Raw genomic sequence first — 18,894 nt, 5'->3', positions numbered from 1 at the left:
TTAGATGACCAAGCTGAAAAGAGTCCGTTTCTATTAATTTAGTAAGGCACTATCACTAAGAGTATTTATTCTTACTAATATTAGGGCGTATTGAACATTCGATCACAGCGTTGATAAATCAGTAGCTACCAGCAGTGGCTACTTGTGAAGACTCAACAGGCCCTAATCGTTATAGCTATTTTGTGACAATAAAAAATCCCTAATACTGTTCAACACGGTATTAGGGATTTTGGTAATAAGTACTACTACTTTATATCACTGTCTAATCAGCCATAAACTACTCAACGGTAACCGACTTGGCCAAGTTACGAGGTTGATCAACGTCAGTACCACGCATAACCGCCACGTGGTAAGACAATAGCTGCACTGGTATGCTATAAACAACCGGTGCTAGCGTCTCGCAAACGTCAGGTACGTAAACCACATGCATACGATCTTCAGCGACCATTTTGCTTGATTCACTAGCGAATACGAATAGCTCGCCATGACGGGCATGAACCTCTTGCATATTAGCTTTTAGCTTATCGAACATACTGTCTTTAGGAGCTAATACGACAATGGGCATATCCTTGTCTACTAATGCCAAAGGACCATGTTTAAGTTCACCAGCTGCGTAACCTTCAGCATGGATATAAGAGATCTCTTTAAGTTTCAGTGCGCCTTCAAGGGCTATTGGAAACTGTAGACCACGGCCTAAGAATAGGCAGCTTTTCTTATCCTCAAAGCTTTCGCTCATGGTTTTGATAGCAGCGTCTAAATGTAAGCTGGCATAAAGCTGACCGGGCAACTGCTGTAGTTCACTAAGTAAAGTGCCTAAACGCTCGCTATCCATACGCTGCTGAGTAGCGCCGACTTTCAATACTAATAACATTAAAGCGACCAGCTGAGTGGTGAAAGCCTTAGTGGAAGCTACGCCAATCTCAGGACCTGCAAGGGTAGGCAAGTAAATATCAGTCTCACGGACTAATGACGAGGTGGCAACATTACACAGGGCCAGACTCACCAAGCCAGTAGGCTTTTGTTTTTGAGTATCACGTAGAGCCGATAAAGTGTCAGCAGTCTCACCAGATTGCGAAATGCAAATCACTAACGAGTTGTCGACTACTACTGGGTTACGATAGCGAAATTCGCTCGCCACTTCAACTGAGCAGGGCAGACGGGTTAAGTTTTCAAACCAGTACTTAGCCACCATGCCAGCATGATAGCTAGTACCACAAGCCAATATTTGAATGTTACGAATACCGGACAGCTTATCCTCATGACGTTGTAAGAAATCATCACGTAGCTTTGAGGTGTTAGTGCTATCAATGGCCATCTCTAAAGTGCGAGCGACTGCATCTGGCTGCTCATAGATCTCTTTGAGCATATAGTGCTTAAACTCGCCTTTATCGGCATTATGTTGCTGTGCATCTATCTCATGAATCTTACGACTGACTTCTACACCATCAGCAAATATTTGAATACTATTACGAGTCAGCTTGGCAATGTCACCTTCTTCTAGGTACATAAAGCGGTTGGTTACTGGTAACAGTGCTAGTTGATCGGATGCGATAAAGTTCTCACCGATGCCTACACCAATCACTAATGGCGAGCCTAGACGTACGGTAATTAATTCCTCTGGGCTATCTACATGCACAATGCCTAGGGCAAAAGCGCCATGTAATAAGGGAATGACTGCACGTACTGCTTCTAATAAATCAGGAGTCTGTTTATAAAGGTCATTAATCAGATGCGCCACAACTTCAGTATCAGTTTGTGAAGTAAACTCATAGCCTTTAGCGATCAGCTCTTCTTTGAGCTCAGCATAGTTCTCAACGATACCGTTATGCACCACAGCGATTTTGCCAGATACATGCGGATGTGCGTTACGCTGTGCAGGTTCGCCATGAGTCGCCCAACGGGTATGAGCAATACCGATATGACCATCAAAAAACTCAGGATTGATAGCGACAGCATCGACCAATGCTTGCACTTTGCCAACTTGACGTTCACGATGCAGCTCGCCATCACGAATTACTGTGAGACCAGCAGAGTCATAACCTCGGTACTCTAAACGCTTGAGACCCTCAAGTAAGATATTGGCAATATTACGTTCAGCGACTGCGCCTACGATTCCACACATGGCTATTCCTTAAATTAAATATATTTGGTTATTTGGTTATTTATTAAATTAGAAGGGCTGTAAAAATATAGGTTAATTAAATACTATTAAGCAGCGCTGCAAACCTTGCTACGCTGCTTGATATTTATTAGGTTGTTCATACCAGCTAGAACTATTTAAGCTCTTAGCGCCATGCCATTACTTGATGGGTCTTTGAAAACCTGACTTCTGAACTTGGCGTCCTCGAGCCAATGCCAAGGCATCAGCGTCTACATCATCAGTAATCACTGAACCAGCACCGACCGTAGCATTTTTGCCGATAGTCACTGGGGCGACTAAGCTTGAATTAGAGCCAATAAAGGCATTATCGTTGATAATAGTTTGAGACTTATTGACACCGTCATAGTTACAAGTGATAGTACCAGCACCGATGTTAGCATTAGTACCAACCGTTGCATCGCCGATATAGCTAAGGTGATTGACCTTACTGCCTTTACCGATAACTGACTTTTTGATTTCAACGAAGTTGCCAACTTTACTGTTATCAGACAATACGGTATCAGGGCGCAGATGAGCAAACGGACCAACATCTACCCCAGCACCTACTTGCGCATGATCGATGACACAATAAGGCTTTATGTGGCAAGCGTTACCTAGCTGTGAGCTCTTAATGACGCAGCCAGCTTCGACATAGACGTTATCCCCTAAGGTACAATCGCCCTCAAACACTACGTTAATATCTATGAATACATCTTGACCAGCCGTCAAGCTGCCCCGAATATCAACTCGTGTCGGATCAGCAAACTGGACGCCAGCCACTTGTAAATCATGGACTAGCTTACTCTGCCATGAGCGCTCTAAGCTTGCGAGCTGCTGACGGTTATTAACCCCTTCGATCTCAAAGGCATGCTCAGGCTCAATCGCTGCAATACTAATACCATCTGCTACCGCCATTTTTACGATGTCAGTGAGATAGTACTCTTGTTGCGCGTTATCATTGGACAATTCAGGCAAGTATTTATGCAGTAGGGCATTATCAACGCAGTAAATACCACTGTTAATCTCAGTAATCTGCTGCTCAGCGCTACTAGCGTCTTTTTGCTCAACGATAGCTTCAATGTCACCATTGCTGTTACGCTTAATACGACCTAGGCCAAAAGGATTATTGACTGTCAAAGTTAGCATTGACATGCCGTTGGTATTGGCCGCTCGCAATAAAGTCAAAGTTCGACCACTAACTAACGGTACATCACCATATAGGATTAGACTTTGACCTTCTTTAGGTAGCTTATCTAGAGCAACCTTTACCGCATGGCCAGTACCTAACTGTTCTGTTTGTGCCACCCAAGTGATAGATAAATGTGCATATTGATCATCAATTGCTGTCTGCACTTGATCGCCACCAAAGCCATAAACCACGATAGTGTCATCGACAGTCAGCTGATAACAAGTATCTAATACATGACCTAATAAAGACTTGCCCGCTAAGGTTTGCAATACTTTTGGCTTAGCCGATTGCATACGAGTGCCTTTACCGGCAGCGAGGATAACGACAGAAAGAGATGAAGTCATAGTATTCCTAAAAGATATTGCTAAAATAAAGCCACAAATGTAACAAGGTATGACTTAATTATAACGCAAAGTTGTTGATAAAAACTTGTGAATACAAAAAATATATAATGTTATAAAAGTGTTAGGTCTATATCTTTTTGCTAAACCTGTGCTTAGATAAGACCTATTTATCAAAATAATAGTGATAAAGCACTTTTTATCAATACTCTTTATAAAGCAGTTAATAGGCTTAGTATTAGCTCTTGTGATGGCCACTATAGCTATACAATAAAGCTTTAAAGCATAATGCCCGTTATGGCGATCATCCATATAACGGCAGCCATGATACCCGCTATGATATCGTCAAGCATAATCCCCAAACCGCCAGCGACTTTTTTGTCCGCCCAATCAATTGGTGGTGGCTTAATAATGTCAAAAAACCGAAACAGGATAAAGGCAAGGGCTAAAGAGAGGATGCCCAATGCTTGGGTAATATCATGCCAAAAAGTAGCAGTACTTACGCCTAGATAAGAAAAAGGCAATAAAGTAATCCAGATACCTGACCACTCATCCCAAACAATATGCGGATCGTCATGGACACCCATTAGCTCTGAGGTACGCCCACATATCCATACCCCAACCACGCAAGATAGCAAAGTAATAATAAAAAATGCTGTAAAGCCTAAGCTCATGAGTGGTACGGCGATAAGCAAGCCACCGACTGTACCCCAAGTACCTGGCGCACGACGTGGCAACCCACTGCCTAGACCAATACCTAACCAATAGACAACACTATCCAGCGCACTGGCATTGGCGGGTAGAGACGGGCAGTCATTAGCTTTGCTAATATCAGGCTTAGTGCTATGTTTAGATGAGTCGTCAGTCATGATCTAACCTGTAAAGTGTTGATAACCAGTGAGCGTAGGTAGCGTATTAAAAGGTGCTGGCTGCTCAACAGTTACTGCCTGTCCTTGATAAAACAGGATAGGATTTAGCATTAAGGTAGGGTTGCTGTTCTGATCTTCAGGGGTATCAGCAGCGATGGCAATAACCTCGCCGATACAGCTAACGGCAGTATTATCGATAGGCGGTTCGATATCAGCGGGCAAAGTAAAAGCCAACTCATAATCATCCCCACCTGCCAATTGGCATAATAAGCGCTCAGATAAATCAACTTTGGCTAAAGCACTGCTGGTTGGCAAGCGCTCAAGATCAATACGCATAGTGACAGCGCTTTGTTGGCAGATATGACCTAAGTCTTGATAAAGGCCGTCAGAGATATCTATCATCGCCGTCGCACCGATTTGTGCTAGTTTAGCCCCCAGCGTGATACGTGGAGTGGGCATATGTAAACGATGGCTGAGCTCAAGCCCAGTCACATTATCAGGGTGTTGCAACGCATAACTGGCATCGCCAAGGGTACCCGAAACATAAACTTTATCACCCACTTGTGCGCCTGACCTATAGACCGCTGGCGTGTTCGAGCTCAAAAGACCTTGAGCACTAACGCTCAATACTAGATTGTCGCTACGCGTAGTGTCACCGCCAATAAGGGTGACGCCAAATAATTGGCAAGCATGAAATAGACCTTTGGCAAACTCAGTTAACCACTGCTCATAAGCAAGGCGCTCAGGCAAGGCTAGCGCTAATAAAATGCTGTGTGGCGTTGCACCCATAGCCGCTAAGTCTGAGACATTAACCGCTACGGCTTTATAGCCAATAGCAAAAGCCAGTCTTTGCACCTCTGACCAATCAGCGCTAAAGTGCCGCCCTTGAACTAAGGTATCGATACAGCTGACTAAGCGCGCACCAGTAGGCACGCCCATGACCGCCGCATCATCGCCAATACCTTTTTCGATATCAGCCGGTAAGGGTAGCGCTGCTTGCAACTGGCAAAATATACGCTCAATCAGCTCAAACTCAGTCATGATTAGTCTTGGCTTCTATTAACAGAAGCATCTGCAACAGTACTATCAGTTGCAACAGTATCTGATTGTTCGTTATCTGCTTGATCGCTGTTAGTCACCTTTTCTGCAGTTTGCTCTGCTACGTTGCTTGTTATTGTTTCTGCTACTGCATCATCTGCTACTAGACTATCTTCTACGGCTAGTACAGCCGCGCTATTATCGCCAGTAGCATCATCGTTAGCGACAGTCGCTGCTACCGTTAATACGCTATTTTGTTCAGCAGTAGTATCGATAGCTTTTTCATTAATAACCGTGTCATTAATAACCGCATCATCAGCAACACTTTCGTCTTTTTGTGGCGCAGCTACTGGCTTTACGCTTTGTTGTTGCGCTTTTTTGGTATTGGCTGCTGCCGCTTGAGCGGTACTAGTTCCAGCGTTTACCTTAGTGGGACGGTTACGTTTGACACTAGCATTATTAGCACTAATACGTGGCTTAGTAGAAGCGGTTGCGCTGCTATCTGTTTCAGCACTAATGGCTGGCTCATTTGTACTAGCGGCTACTTTTACTACAGCTGGTTTTTGTGAATTGCGTTTATTAGCCTTAGTGTCTGCTTGTACTTCAGCAGCACGTAACTCAACGGCCATTCTATCGAGTACCGCATTAATTAATTTGTGTGCATCAGTAGCACCAAAGTGATTATTAAGCTTCATCGCTTCATCCATAACTACTTTATATGGAATTTCTAAGCGGTTTTGCAGCTCATAAGCACCAATAAGCAAAATAGCATGCTCAACAGTATCTAACTTATCGACTTCACGGTCTAACTGCTGACTAATAAGGGCATCTAGTGCTTGGATTTGTTCTGGAATATCACGCATCATTTCATGATAGTAACCAATATGCACTGTATGCATAGCATTAGTGGCACGAGTACGCGCAGCAATGTCATGCGGCGCATTGTCTTTCCAACCTAGTTTACCGCTGGTATCAAAGCGACGATCAGTCATTAGCCATTCATAAAGACCTTGCATAGCAAAGCGCCGTGCCTTACGCACAGCAGTGTGACTAGTCTTATAAGAAGACTCACTCATATCGAAGTGTTGGTCACCAGCACTACTGCTCGCTAAGCTGATAGCTTCAGCTTGCTCAGCCTTTTGATCATGGGTTTGTGCTGTTTTCGCAGCGCTAATGGCGCGCTTGAGTTGGTCAGTCATAAGGGAAAAATACCTAAATGTTAAATAGTGGTTTTAATCAATAGTGTTCACTAACGATTCTAAACAATGCTGTTAAATAGTAGTCGACTGATAAATATTATCAGTACATCTTAAAGCTTAAACGCCATGATGGTTAACCACAGCGCCTATTAAATTATAATCAGACAATAAAATTCAAAAAGCGGTAATCAGCTGCTTATCAACGCTGTCAAATTAAGCAACATCATCGCTATCGTCGATATCTAACTGCGACAATACAGCGATCATTTCTAGGACTACCATGGCAGCTTCTGAGCCTTTATTGCCAGCTTTAGTACCTGAACGTTCGATAGCTTGTTCAATAGTATCAGTAGTCAATACCCCATTACTTACTGGAATATTATAATCAGTAGCAACACTACTTAGACCTTTGGCTGATTCGCTAGCTACAAAGTCAAAGTGTGGCGTGCTACCACGGATAATAGCACCCAAAGCTACGATAGCGTCAAAACGATCTGATTCGGCAGCACGCTGAGCGACTAATGGTAATTCAAAAGCACCAGGCACACGGATAACAGTGATATTGCTACCCAAAACGCCATGACGTAATAAGGCGTCGATAGCGCCATCAACTAATGACTCAACTACAAAACCGTTGAAACGAGCCACGACAATACCGATACGAGCGTCTTCATTTTGATGCAAGTTGCCATCAATATGAGTAACATCATCACGCTGCTGTTTTAGATTTGACATAAAGCTATCCTTTGTTACTTATTAAAATGAGGAATTAAATTATTGTTTAAGGCTTTAATCAATTTTTAAACGACTAATTGACTAAAAACAAAACGAAAATAAATAGTTAGCGCTATGATAGCATTTTTCTATATAAAGGGTCTGTTGAACATTGACAAATATGCACGACATTTGGCTACTAATGGTATTTCAAAGTCAGGTTACAAACGCATAGCTATGCCTTGAGCAGCCATGTACTGTTTGGCCTCAAGAATAGTATGTTCACCGAAGTGAAAAATACTGGCAGCTAGCACCGCATCGACGCCACCTTTTAGTACTCCATCAGCTAAATGTTGCAGGTTACCAACGCCACCTGAGGCAATTACTGGCACATTAACTAAGCTAGTAATTCGCTGCATAAGCGCTAAATCATAGCCTTTTTTAGTGCCATCGCCATCCATTGAAGTGACTAACAATTCACCTGCGCCTAGAGCCGCCATTTTTGCCGCCCAAGCAACGGCATCAATACCAGTTGGCTTACGTCCACCATGAGTGAAAATCTCCCAACGTGGTACTAGCAGGCCATCAACCGTTATGTCAGCTACGCGCTTGGCGTCGATAGCCACTACGATACATTGATTACCAAATTTCTGTGCCGCTTCGCCTACGAATTCAGGAGTAAATACTGCTGCTGAATTAATCGCTACTTTATCTGCGCCAGCGTTAAGCAAATTACGGATATCAGCAATTTTGCGTACCCCGCCGCCAACGGTTAACGGTACAAATACGGTCTCTGCCATACGCTCAACAGTATGATAAGTAGTATCACGCTCATCATTAGTCGCCGTAATGTCCAAAAAGGTAATTTCATCGGCCCCTTGTTCATTGTAGCGTCTGGCCACTTCAACTGGATCACCAGCATCTTTTATATCGACAAATTGTACGCCTTTTACCACGCGGCCATTATCGACATCCAAACAAGGTATGATACGTTTTGCTAGCATGAAACCGCCTATTGGATAGTAGAAGAATACAAAGGTAAATAATATAAAATGCTATGATACTCGTTACTTTTTTACAAAACAAATGCTAAGGGTATTTATGTGTCAACTGCTTGGGGTTAATAGTAAAAATCCTGCAGATATTGGTTTTTCTTTTAGTGGATTTCGCCGTCGTGGTGGCTTAACTGATGATCATGTTGATGGCTTTGGTGTGGCCTATTTTGAGCCTACAGGGTTGCGCATCTACTGTGATGATCGTGCAGCTATGGACTCACCAATTGCAGAATTAGTAGCTAACGCTAAGATTAAAGCGCTCAATACTATAGTGCATTTACGGAAATCTGATGATAGCTTACTGCGCAATGCCCATCCTTTTGTACGTGAGATATGGGGCGAGTCTTGGGCGTTTTCTCATAATGGTAAGATGACTATTGAACAGGCGACTGACAGCGACCCTATCAGGCAAGGAGTGTCTCATTATTACTGTCCAGTAGGCGACACTGATTCAGAATTTGCCTTTTGTTATTTACTTAATCAGCTCAAAGATAATTTTGAGCAGAAACCTGCTGATAAAACCCTTTTTGACTTTTTAACTGAACAATGTCGCTTTTTGGCTAATTATGGTCTATTTAACTGTCTATTATCCAATGGCGACTGGTTATTAAGTTATGCTAATACTTTATTGTTTTATGTCACGCGCCAAGCGCCTTTTGGTCTAGCTACTTTAGTTGATGCTGATATCAGTATTGATTTTCAGCAAGTTAATGATCCTGATGATGTTATGACCGTATTAGCAACTATACCGCTGACTACTAATGAAGATTGGCAGCAGCTAGCAGTCAATGAGTGCGTGATTTTTGCAGAGGGTAGAATCGCTCATCAAGATATCCCTAAACAGCCGATTTATTTATCGATTGAAAAAGGCTTACAGATCGCCAAAAGTGCATAGCTTATACGCTTCTTGACTATGACTATGACTATGACTATGACAAGTTGGCTACTAATACTAAGTGTCTATGCTGATAAAGTCGCTATTAAAAAAAATGGCTATAGTTGGTTTTGCCGTTTTTGTTTGATCAATAGCCTTATACAATAGCCGTTTACGACAGCAGCACCCTGTTATAAGCATTAAGCTATTATTTTAAACTGGCTATACTAAAATCATTACTATATTCGGCGCATTTTCGCCAAATTTCTACCCTGCTATTTAATGTTTGCTTATAGATACCTTTATTGTCACTATTGTCATCTAAATTTTAGCTATTAAACTTCTTATTGAGCATAATTTCCTATTCATTCATTTTTTACGAGAACGCCCATGTCTGTCTATACCCAGTTAACCAATGAGCAATTTTCAACCTTTTGTCAAAGCTTTGGGGTGTCTTTTGCCCGAGCGATTCCTATTACTCAAGGGATCAAAAACTCTAACTGGTTTATTCAAACGACGGACGATAGCGATGGTGAGCACTCTTACGTCTTTACCTTATTTGAAGAGCGTCCAGCAACAGATATCGAAAAGATGGCGGTGATACTCAATCAGCTGGTTGGTAAATTACCGGTTGCTGCCCCGCTAGCGTTGCTTAATGCAGCAGATGCTAATGTAAATGATGCTAATGATGCGAGCGACGATCAACGCTATGTCATTCATTACCAAAACAAAGCCATAACTCTAGTGCCATGTTTGGCTGGCGAGCATCCTAAGCAAACCACTCAAGCGATGTGCCATGAGATTGGAGCGGCTTTGGCGTTGCTGCATGAAACCCTGCAAGCGTTGCAGCCTAGTGAAGATTATGGCGTTGCATTATACCCGTGGGCGCAAGTACGTGACCGCGAGATCCAGTTTATGCCGGGTGATGAAGCCAAATTAATGCGCGATATTTGGCAATCCTATACTGACTTGCCGCTGGCTACTTTGCCTAAAGGTCTCTGTCATCTCGATATGTTCGCTGATAACACCCTTTGGGACTTACCCGCTAGCAATGGACCACAAGCCAATGCCAAATTGACTGGTTTGCTCGATTTTACTGAAGTTAGCGTCGACCATTATGTAATGGATATTGCCATCACTATTAATGACTTTTGTACTACTTGGGGTGATGCCGAGCAAGGGGAGTCAGTTAATTTTGATCGTAGTAAAATGAAAGCTTTCTTAGACGGTTATCAGTCAAAAAGAATGCTGGCTAGTGATGAGCAGCGCGCGCTACCAGTGATGCTAGCTAAAGCTGCGGTAATATTTTGGTTATTGCGCCTAAACGTTATTCATTACAACCGCACTGAAGGGCGTACTGGCGATAATATTATGGTCAAAAACCCTGACTTAATGAAACGCCTTGCCGCTTATCATTGGTCACATGTTGAAAAAGCTCAAGATACAGTGTATGTGCTTGAGCATGCGGTTTATAAAGATGATAGCCGCGCAAATGATGTCGAAGATTTTAAAATAATCGGTGTTTTTACTACTGAGCAACAAGCTCAAGCGGCGATTAAACAGCTACAAGCTCAGCCCGGTTTTAAAGATTATCCTAATGGTTTTCATATCGATAGTTATCCGCTTGATCAAATTAATTGGTCTACAGGGTTTGGCGGCTAGTAGCAGTAATCCTAGTTTATCTCTTACTATTTTGTACAGGCCTATTGCGCATTGACCTTATCTATTATCAAGACCTTAGCTACTTATAGATTTTCTGATTTATTGGCGACTAAGGTTACAAAAACTAATAGCCTAGACCCTAAGGATGACCTTATGAGCAACCAAGCTGATAACTGGCACAAACTGGCACGTTATGACACTAATATGCAAGGTGAGCTGCACGCCAATCTGCTACGTAACAATGGTATTACAGTCTCTTTACAGCCGCTTAGCGCTATTCCAGGTATGAACTCTGGCATGGTGTTATGGGTAGAGAATACAGATTTTGCTCAAGCGCAGCGTATTCTAAACGGAGTCAATAATGAGGGTGTTGATGGCGCCAGTTTACTCGCTGAAATGAGCGATGCAGAATTAGGTATTATCTCAGAAAATCCATCAAACCAAATAACGAGTGATCCTAGCGCTCCAACTAACAAAGGCGGTACTCTTTAAATGTGTCAACTCTTAGGCATGAACTGTAATATTCCAACTGATATAGGGTTTAGCTTTGCAGGTTTTCGTCGCCGTGGCGGTATGACTGATAGCCACGAAGATGGGTTTGGTATTGCCTTTTTTGAGCGCAGTGACTGTAGTAATGTTGACGGCACAGATAATGCATCAACTGGATTACGCTTATTTCATGACAATCGTCCTAGCCATGAGTCACCTGTTGCTGACTTAATCAATAGTTACCCGATCAAAGCAATGAACGTCATCGCACATATCCGTAAGGCTACTCAAGGACAAAACTGCTTAGCCAATACTCATCCTTTTGTGCGTGAAGTATGGGGCGAGCAGTGGGTATTTGCTCACAACGGTCAGATGAATAAAGAATTTATAAAACGCTGTCAGCGCTTGCAGGATAATGGCAATGCCTCACATTGTCAGCCTGTTGGCTCAACCGATTCTGAAATGGCGTTTTGTTATTTGATTAACCGCCTAAAGAGCAGCTTTAAAAGCCGCCCTGATGATCAAACGCTATTTAACTTTTTAACCACTCAATGTCGTTATTTATCTGCTAATGGCTTGTTTAATTGCTTGATCTCTAACGGCTCTTGGCAGTTGGCTTATGCTGGCAGCTTATTGTTTTATCTCACACGCCAAGCCCCATTTGGTGATGCTCAGTTGGCTGATGACGAGATATCTATCAACTTTGGTGAAGTGACTACGGATAAAGATAAAGTCACCATCTTGGTAACTATACCATTAACCAAAAATGAAAAATGGCAACAGCTAGCCGTTAATGAGTGCCTGATATTCCAAGATGGCGACATTCTATATAAAGATAGCCCGAGCCAGCGTAAGTTCTTAACCATAGATGAAGGGATTGCCATTGCACGGGCAGTTGGGGCGAGTGTTTAGGATAAATACCCACCACAACACCGCTTAAACTTCTCCCCTGAGCCACACAGACACGGCTGCTTTTGACTAATGGTCATAGCAACCGTCGGGTCTAAAAAGTACCAGCGCTCAGCTATCTTCACAAAGCTTGATAACTCATGATGCGCTTTAGTTCCCTCTGCGGTATGGTAATAAGCCTTAAACTCAACTTGTGCATGACGCTTAGCGAGTTTTGGCGTATGACTCAGTATTTGTAATCCTGCCCAATCAGTCTCCTGCGCCCATGATTCAATATCCTTGATATCGAGTAATGGCTGCTGGGCAGGCACTGTAGTCTTGACGATATAACCTGCCTTTTGTAATACAAAAGCACTGTAGCGAGTACGCATTAAGCGCTCAGCGCTATCCGCTTTAGGGGTATTAGAGTCAGCGCTGTGATTCACGTCAACAGCATCGTGATAAGGCTGACAGCAGTCGCTATACGCTATCGGCGTAGTCAACAAACTCAATGAAGGCGAGACTCGGCAGGGGCATAGGGGCATATAGTCTTGGCTCTACTGATTAGTTGATAAAGTTTAGCTAATGATATTTAGCTAATAAAGTTCGATTGATAACGTGTACTGATGGCGCAGGTTTATCTAAGTAGGTCTTCCATCATAGCTGGCAGCATATCTACTCTAAGCTGTGCCCAAGGTGCTGGATCACTTACTTGCTGTAAAAATGTCTCAAAGGGCGGAGCAAAATATACCAATACAGCCAGTAGAGCATATAAAAGCAAGTACCACCAACGGTCTTTATGCTGATAAAACTTCATTGCAGTACCCGATGAGCGCTTCATGCGCATGCCTGATAGATTGACACTATACAGCTCATCTAAGCTCAGATGCACAAGAGCACCACCGAATAAAAACAACCCGTAAAACCAGCTGGCTGTGAGCGGGTTGTGCATTATATAATAACTTATATAAGTGAACCCTAAGCCTAATATAGCCATGTAGGGCACTGAATGGATGACGCCACGATGCACAGTCATAGTAGTGAAAACATGAAATACTACATAGCGCATAAAACCATAGCCTGCCAACCATAATGCCATCAGCGCTAGCAAGCTGAGGTCACTGCGCCAGTGCATCACTAAGCCAAAAGCAAATATAAATGAGGCTAAGTTAAAGCCAAGCTTGATCGGGGTAGAGTGATCTGAATCTAGGTCGGGTAATAGACCGCCAGCAGTACCTAAGGCTACGCACATCAAAAACCCCGAATCATCTATCAATCCTGTCTTATAGATAGTCAAAGCAGTGATACCACTAACGGCAAATGCGACATTAAGGTGAGTGTTAAAATTAGCCATAAATAAAAGGTACTCTGCTATTGCTATAAATAGGGGGTAATCTGCTGCTAAAAAAGCGCCCTATGATACCATGAGCTTAACCGCCAAATTTAATCCAATTTGCATAATAAGTTCACATAATAAAGGCTTATATCTAATAGAGATCGTTATCATGACTAGCACTACCTTTTCATCTGTAGGGTCACCTAAAACGCTGTCTAAACTAACGGTGGACTCAACGATACCTAGCCCCCTAAGCTTAGATAAAAGCTTTGCCGCTATCGATTGGCAGGCACCTTGGTTATGCCATCTAAGCGAACTAGACTATTTGAGCCAGCAGGTGCAAGAGCTCAGTGAGTCAAAAGATAATGACCACAGTTCTGGTAAACAACCAGCGACTCAGAGTAATACTGTTATTGCACAATTATTAAACACGGCACTGTTGCAGCGCCTAAAAAATGAGCAAAATCAGCCTGCACAGACCAAACCTAGTATAGGCCAGCAAGCGCACCTGTTAAAGCTTGTAGCCCAAGATGCACTGCCAGAAGGGCAGGGTTATGAGCATTTTATTGCCACTACAGGCAACATTCCGACTCGCAATAATTTGCATGACTTATTTAATGGCAGTATTTGGCTGACTTTCCCTAAGACAAAGGCATTACTTAATTATTATCATATGGATGAGCTTGCTAAGCAGGGGAATGGCGATAGTCGTGGGCGAGTGCGTGACACTATCACCGTCTTCGATGAGAATGGCGCTGTATTAGTCACGGCTAACCCTAGTATTGGCGAGGCTCTGATCGATTTTGATTGGCAGGGCAGCTTAGTGACACCACGTGATGATTTTGATCATCCTTATCAAGCAAAACCTCAGGCAAAGGCTGCGGTCTATATCTTTGGTCATGCGTTACTAGAGCAGTTGATACAGCCGCGCAAGGCTTTGTGCGCGCATAGTACGGTTATCCACGTTGAGGCTGAGTTCTTTGCTTTGCCACTAGCCGAGCGCTTAGCCTGTCTAGATAAATATTTAGCAGATAAGATGGACGAACTCCTATCACAACAGGCCGTTACCCCACGTCAGCTTGCCCCTTTGCCTATTTTGGGTGTCCCACATTATTGGGCGCAGAATGCTGATCCTAGCTTTTATGAGGATAGCTATGTGTTTCGTAGTGGTCGTCGAAACCGTGGTTAAAACAATATGATTCCCCTACTAAACAGCTGTTTTATTTGCTATTTTGTTACTATTCACTACTTATCTAGGGTTAACAACGGTAAGGTTAATTGTTATAGTAAAAGACAGTTGCTGTAAATCACTACGCTGGTACGGGTAAATTTTTTTAACCAGCTTATGAAATAAAGATAGAAAGTTTAATAGTAATATGTCGTTAATATATAGCCACCTGTCATAACAATAAATCATAATAATCTATGCCCTAGATTCTAAAAGTTAGAAACTATAATGTAGATAAGGAAGCTACCATGAGTGATATTTTCAACGTAAAAGATACCCTTTCGGTCAATGGCAAGGAACATGCTTACTATAGTTTGCCTGCCTTGGCTGAAACCTACGAGAACATTAATAAACTGCCATTTTGCATGAAAATCGTACTAGAGAATCTGTTGCGTAATGAAGATGGTGGCCAGTCTGTCGGCAAAGCTCATATTGAAGCCGTTGCTAATTGGGATGCTGGTGCTGAAGCGTCAAAAGAGATTGCCTTTATGCCGGCACGTGTAGTGTTGCAGGATTTTACTGGCGTGCCTTCTGTGGTCGATTTAGCCGCGATGCGTGATGCGATAGTTGAGCTTGGCGGCAAGGCCGAGCAAATTAATCCGTTTATCCCTAGTGAGCTGGTGGTTGACCACTCAGTACAAGTTGATGCCTATGGCCGTGAAGACGCGTTAGATCTAAACGAGAAGATCGAATTTAAACGGAACAATGAGCGTTATGAGTTTTTGCATTGGGGCAAGAACGCTTTTGAAAACTTCGTGGTCGTACCGCCAGCGACTGGTATTGTGCATCAAGTAAATCTTGAATATCTGGCCCGCGTAGTGATGGCTGTTGCTATCGATGGTGAGCTAACCGCTTATCCTGATACGGTATTTGGCACTGATAGTCATACCACTATGATTAATGGTATCGGCGTACTTGGTTGGGGCGTAGGCGGCATTGAAGCTGAAGCCGCTATGCTTGGTCAACCGTCATCAATGCTTATTCCACAAGTGGTTGGTTTTGAGCTGACAGGCAAGCTCAATGAAGGCGTCACTGCTACGGATTTGGTACTACGCGTGGTTGAGATGCTACGGGCTCATGGTGTGGTTGGCAAGTTTGTCGAGTTTTATGGTGAAGGCTTACATAGTATGCCGCTTGCGGATCGAGCCACCATTGCCAACATGGCACCAGAGTATGGCGCAACGTGCGGGATTTTCCCAATTGACAAAATGGCGATTGATTATTTACGCTTATCAGGTCGTGAAGAAGCCCAGATTGAGCTGGTTGAGGAATATGCTAAAGCGCAAGGTTTATGGCATGATGCTGATACGCCATCTGCGACCTACTCAAGCAAGTTAGAGCTAGATTTATCTTGTGTTCAGCCAGCGCTTTCTGGGCCTAATTTGCCGCAGCAGCGTATTAATCTGTCTGATATGCACGAAAAATTTGGCGAAACTTTAGCAAAAATGACTAAAGATCGTAAATCAGAAATTAAAGGCAAAGAGCGTTTTGATGAAGAGGGCGGTGAGCAAGAGCAGGCTGATAGGCTCTATGCTAAGCCAAATGTATACTCTGATGTCAATATTAATGAGGAAAGCCACCAGTTACGTGATGGCTCAGTCGTTATTGCTGCTATTACCTCTTGTACTAATACCTCAAACCCTGCGGTAATGATTGGCGCAGGCTTAGTCGCTAAAAAAGCGGCCGCAAAAGGCCTAAAAGCTAAGCCTTGGGTTAAGACCTCATTAGCCCCCGGTTCTAAAGTCGTCACTGACTACTTAGAAAAGAGCAAGCTGATGGAAGAGCTAGAAAAAACTGGTTTCTACTTAGTTGGCTACGGTTGTACCACTTGTATCGGTAACTCAGGGCCCTTACTTGAAAGTATCGAAAAAGGCATCGAAGACAAGGACTTAGTTGCCGCTGCAGTGCTCTCAGGTAACCGTAACTTTGAAGGTCGCATTCACTCGCATGTCAAGGCAAGCTACTTAGCTTCGCCGCCTTTAGTGGTAGCTTATGCGCTGGCAGGTACTGTTGATATTGACTTGACGACGCAGCCTCTAGGGCAAGATCAACAAGGCAATGACGTGTTCTTAAAAGATATTTGGCCGACATCGAACGAGATTAATGAGCTGATTGCTAATAACATCGATGCTGATATGTTCCGCAAAAACTATGGTGAAGTCTTTGACGGTAGTGAAGCATGGAATGCCATTAGTTCAGCCGATAGTCAGTTATATCCGTGGAGCGAGGAGTCAACCTATATTAAAAATCCGCCGTTCTTTGATGGGATGACTATGGAGCCAGAAGGCATCCTAGATATCGAAGGCGCCCGTATTTTAGGTCTATTTGGTGACTCAATCACTACTGACCACATCTCACCTGCTGGCAATATCAATCCGGAATCGCCTGCTGGCAAATACTTGCAAGAGCGCGGTGTGCTACAAGCCGACTTCAATAGCTATGGCTCGCGCCGTGGTAACGATGCGGTCATGACTCGTGGCACCTTTGCTAACATCCGTATCAAAAATACGATGATGGGTGGTAAAGAGGGCGGTTATACTTATTACTTCAATGGGGACAAAGCTACGTTACAAGACGGTCAAGAGATGGCCATCTATGATGCAGCGATGAAGTATAAACAAGATAAGCGTCCGCTGGTAGTGCTTGGCGGAGCAGAATATGGCTCTGGCTCTAGTCGAGATTGGGCAGCCAAAGGAACTATTCTACTAGGCGTAAAAGCAGTATTGACTAGCTCGTTTGAGCGTATTCACCGTTCAAACTTAGTCGGTATGGGTGTGTTGCCCTTAACCTTTAAAGAAGGCGAGAATGCAGCAACTCACAACCTTGATGGTTCAGAAGTGCTTAGCATTACTGGTCTAAATAATGGCGAGAGCAAGACGGCAAAAGTTACTGCCACTCGTGCTGATGGTTCGACTGAGAGCTTTGATGTCAACGTCATGCTACAGACGCCAAAAGAGCGCGAATACGTCCGTCATGGCGGGGTGTTGCACTATGTGCTACGTCAGTTAGCTGCTGAGAGTAAAAACGCGGCATAATAGTCAATTCAGCTTAGTATGATAGAAAGCCCAGTCCCAGTCCCAGTCCCAGTCAAAGTAGGGGATTGGGCTTTTTTATGGCATGACCTTTACTAGTTGCCTTCAAGGGGTAGCTCATCGCACCTTTTGCTTGTCTGTGTATACCTGACAGGGGCGAAAGTATCCATTACTAAGTAGGTTGGACACAGCTTACGACCACCATCGGCTTACTATGCAATAGCTATAGTTTGTAGCAATAAATAATTTTTTGAATACTTCGGTGCGCGGGGTGCACCCTACACCTGACTCTTGAATGGTATTTAAACATTCAGCTTTTATTCTCAGCGAAAATTCTCGTTCCAGCTCTCATTAAAGATCTTATTTAAAAACTTTTCTTTATCAAGACTGCCGTCACCGTTTATGCAAGACTTATCAGCAAAAACATAATTCATCCAATTGATATCGGGAGACAGCTCATTAATCTCATTTACCGTATCAACTTCACTAGCGTTAGAGAAATCTGTAGCGATCAGCTGTTCAACTAGCTTTATAATTAGAGTCTTGGTTTTATACTCAGAAGAATTTGGGTACTCAGCAATCTTCTTAAACAACTTGTCATAATTTAAGCTGACCTTTTTATTTTCGTCTTCGTCTTCATTTTCGTTGTCATTTAAATAGTCGTTACTCCAAAAGATATAGTCACTCCAAAAAGGGTCGGGAGATAACTTATCGACTTCAGTATTTATTTCTTCTTGCCTTGACTCTGAGTTTGCAGTGGTGATTAACTCTTCAAGCAATACTGTAAGTCTTTTTTTAGTTTCATCGTTCATTGTGAACTCCTATCATTGCTTACTTGTG

Annotated in this window: 16 protein-coding genes; 6 read left to right on the top strand and 10 right to left on the bottom strand. The window is 43.2% G+C overall.

The window, feature by feature from the left end:
- Positions 1-277 precede the first annotated feature (277 nt).
- The 7 genes from glmS to hisF form a co-directional block, all read right to left on the bottom strand.
- Positions 278-2,122, bottom strand: a complete 1,845-nt coding sequence (glmS, locus tag JMY09_RS09645; RefSeq protein WP_201623378.1) for a glutamine--fructose-6-phosphate transaminase (isomerizing) — start codon at positions 2,120-2,122, stop codon at positions 278-280.
- A 177-nt stretch (positions 2,123-2,299) separates the two neighbouring features.
- On the bottom strand, positions 2,300-3,673 hold the full coding sequence (gene glmU, locus JMY09_RS09640) for a bifunctional UDP-N-acetylglucosamine diphosphorylase/glucosamine-1-phosphate N-acetyltransferase GlmU (RefSeq protein ID WP_201623377.1): 1,374 nt from the start codon (positions 3,671-3,673) through the stop codon (positions 2,300-2,302).
- Positions 3,674-3,948: 275 nt separating this feature from the next.
- The gene (locus JMY09_RS09635) at positions 3,949-4,539 is read right to left on the bottom strand and encodes a phosphatidylglycerophosphatase A family protein (RefSeq protein ID WP_201623376.1); all 591 of its coding nucleotides are present in this window, start codon (positions 4,537-4,539) and stop codon (positions 3,949-3,951) included.
- 3 nt (positions 4,540-4,542) lie between these two features.
- On the bottom strand, positions 4,543-5,580 hold the full coding sequence (gene thiL, locus JMY09_RS09630; RefSeq protein WP_201623375.1) for a thiamine-phosphate kinase: 1,038 nt from the start codon (positions 5,578-5,580) through the stop codon (positions 4,543-4,545).
- 2 nt (positions 5,581-5,582) lie between these two features.
- A complete protein-coding gene (gene nusB, locus JMY09_RS09625) occupies positions 5,583-6,776 on the bottom strand; it encodes a transcription antitermination factor NusB (protein WP_201623374.1) in 1,194 nt (397 codons plus the stop codon).
- Positions 6,777-6,989: 213 nt separating this feature from the next.
- Positions 6,990-7,511, bottom strand: coding sequence for a 6,7-dimethyl-8-ribityllumazine synthase (gene ribH / locus JMY09_RS09620; protein ID WP_201623373.1), 522 nt, complete (start codon positions 7,509-7,511; stop codon positions 6,990-6,992).
- Between the two features lie 200 nt (positions 7,512-7,711).
- Positions 7,712-8,494, bottom strand: a complete 783-nt coding sequence (gene hisF, locus JMY09_RS09615) for an imidazole glycerol phosphate synthase subunit HisF (protein WP_201623372.1) — start codon at positions 8,492-8,494, stop codon at positions 7,712-7,714.
- 97 nt (positions 8,495-8,591) lie between these two features.
- On the opposite strand from hisF, the gene JMY09_RS09610 reads away from it, so the two are divergent.
- From JMY09_RS09610 to JMY09_RS09595, 4 genes are all read left to right on the top strand, one after another.
- A complete protein-coding gene (locus JMY09_RS09610) occupies positions 8,592-9,440 on the top strand; it encodes a class II glutamine amidotransferase (RefSeq protein WP_201623371.1) in 849 nt (282 codons plus the stop codon).
- 369 nt (positions 9,441-9,809) lie between these two features.
- Entirely contained in the window at positions 9,810-11,081 is a 1,272-nt protein-coding gene (locus JMY09_RS09605) for a homoserine kinase (RefSeq protein WP_201623370.1), read from the top strand.
- Between the two features lie 153 nt (positions 11,082-11,234).
- Complete coding sequence (locus JMY09_RS09600) at positions 11,235-11,573, top strand: hypothetical protein (RefSeq protein WP_227677266.1); 339 nt, start codon at positions 11,235-11,237, stop codon at positions 11,571-11,573.
- Entirely contained in the window at positions 11,574-12,482 is a 909-nt protein-coding gene (locus JMY09_RS09595) for a class II glutamine amidotransferase (protein ID WP_201623369.1), read from the top strand.
- On the opposite strand, the gene JMY09_RS09590 is transcribed toward JMY09_RS09595, so the two are convergent.
- Together JMY09_RS09590 and JMY09_RS09585 are read right to left on the bottom strand one after the other, a co-directional pair.
- Complete coding sequence (locus JMY09_RS09590; RefSeq protein ID WP_201623368.1) at positions 12,479-13,003, bottom strand: YchJ family protein; 525 nt, start codon at positions 13,001-13,003, stop codon at positions 12,479-12,481. The genes JMY09_RS09595 and JMY09_RS09590 overlap by 4 nt on opposite strands.
- 92 nt (positions 13,004-13,095) lie before the next feature.
- Complete coding sequence (locus JMY09_RS09585) at positions 13,096-13,812, bottom strand: metal-dependent hydrolase (protein WP_201623367.1); 717 nt, start codon at positions 13,810-13,812, stop codon at positions 13,096-13,098.
- Positions 13,813-13,963: 151 nt separating this feature from the next.
- On the opposite strand from JMY09_RS09585, the gene JMY09_RS09580 reads away from it, so the two are divergent.
- On the top strand, positions 13,964-14,983 hold the full coding sequence (locus tag JMY09_RS09580) for a DUF3025 domain-containing protein (protein WP_201623366.1): 1,020 nt from the start codon (positions 13,964-13,966) through the stop codon (positions 14,981-14,983).
- Between the two features lie 287 nt (positions 14,984-15,270).
- Positions 15,271-18,057: an aconitate hydratase AcnA gene (gene acnA, locus JMY09_RS09575; protein WP_201623365.1), complete on the top strand. Its 2,787-nt coding sequence runs from the start codon at positions 15,271-15,273 to the stop codon at positions 18,055-18,057.
- Positions 18,058-18,377: 320 nt separating this feature from the next.
- Here the strand turns inward: acnA and JMY09_RS09570 are convergent, their stop codons facing one another.
- Positions 18,378-18,866 (bottom strand): hypothetical protein, encoded by a 489-nt coding sequence (locus JMY09_RS09570; RefSeq protein ID WP_201623364.1) that lies wholly within the window; start codon positions 18,864-18,866, stop codon positions 18,378-18,380.
- Between the last annotated feature and the right edge of the window lie 28 nt (positions 18,867-18,894).

The organism is Psychrobacter urativorans (assembly GCF_904846695.1).
Classification (GTDB): Bacteria; Pseudomonadota; Gammaproteobacteria; order Pseudomonadales; family Moraxellaceae; genus Psychrobacter; species Psychrobacter urativorans.
The sequence above is the reverse complement of the archived record's forward strand: the minus strand, read 5'-3'. Positions and strand labels throughout refer to the sequence as shown.

Coding starts and splice junctions, on each gene's coding strand:
- glmS (WP_201623378.1), bottom strand. CDS start 2,122: ATGTGTGGAATCGTAGGCGCAGTCGCTGAACGTAATATTGCCAATATC.
- glmU (WP_201623377.1), bottom strand. CDS start 3,673: ATGACTTCATCTCTTTCTGTCGTTATCCTCGCTGCCGGTAAAGGCACT.
- JMY09_RS09635 (WP_201623376.1), bottom strand. CDS start 4,539: ATGACTGACGACTCATCTAAACATAGCACTAAGCCTGATATTAGCAAA.
- thiL (WP_201623375.1), bottom strand. CDS start 5,580: ATGACTGAGTTTGAGCTGATTGAGCGTATATTTTGCCAGTTGCAAGCA.
- nusB (WP_201623374.1), bottom strand. CDS start 6,776: ATGACTGACCAACTCAAGCGCGCCATTAGCGCTGCGAAAACAGCACAA.
- ribH (WP_201623373.1), bottom strand. CDS start 7,511: ATGTCAAATCTAAAACAGCAGCGTGATGATGTTACTCATATTGATGGC.
- hisF (WP_201623372.1), bottom strand. CDS start 8,494: ATGCTAGCAAAACGTATCATACCTTGTTTGGATGTCGATAATGGCCGC.
- JMY09_RS09610 (WP_201623371.1), top strand. CDS start 8,592: ATGTGTCAACTGCTTGGGGTTAATAGTAAAAATCCTGCAGATATTGGT.
- JMY09_RS09605 (WP_201623370.1), top strand. CDS start 9,810: ATGTCTGTCTATACCCAGTTAACCAATGAGCAATTTTCAACCTTTTGT.
- JMY09_RS09600 (WP_227677266.1), top strand. CDS start 11,235: ATGAGCAACCAAGCTGATAACTGGCACAAACTGGCACGTTATGACACT.
- JMY09_RS09595 (WP_201623369.1), top strand. CDS start 11,574: ATGTGTCAACTCTTAGGCATGAACTGTAATATTCCAACTGATATAGGG.
- JMY09_RS09590 (WP_201623368.1), bottom strand. CDS start 13,003: ATGCCCCTATGCCCCTGCCGAGTCTCGCCTTCATTGAGTTTGTTGACT.
- JMY09_RS09585 (WP_201623367.1), bottom strand. CDS start 13,812: ATGGCTAATTTTAACACTCACCTTAATGTCGCATTTGCCGTTAGTGGT.
- JMY09_RS09580 (WP_201623366.1), top strand. CDS start 13,964: ATGACTAGCACTACCTTTTCATCTGTAGGGTCACCTAAAACGCTGTCT.
- acnA (WP_201623365.1), top strand. CDS start 15,271: ATGAGTGATATTTTCAACGTAAAAGATACCCTTTCGGTCAATGGCAAG.
- JMY09_RS09570 (WP_201623364.1), bottom strand. CDS start 18,866: ATGAACGATGAAACTAAAAAAAGACTTACAGTATTGCTTGAAGAGTTA.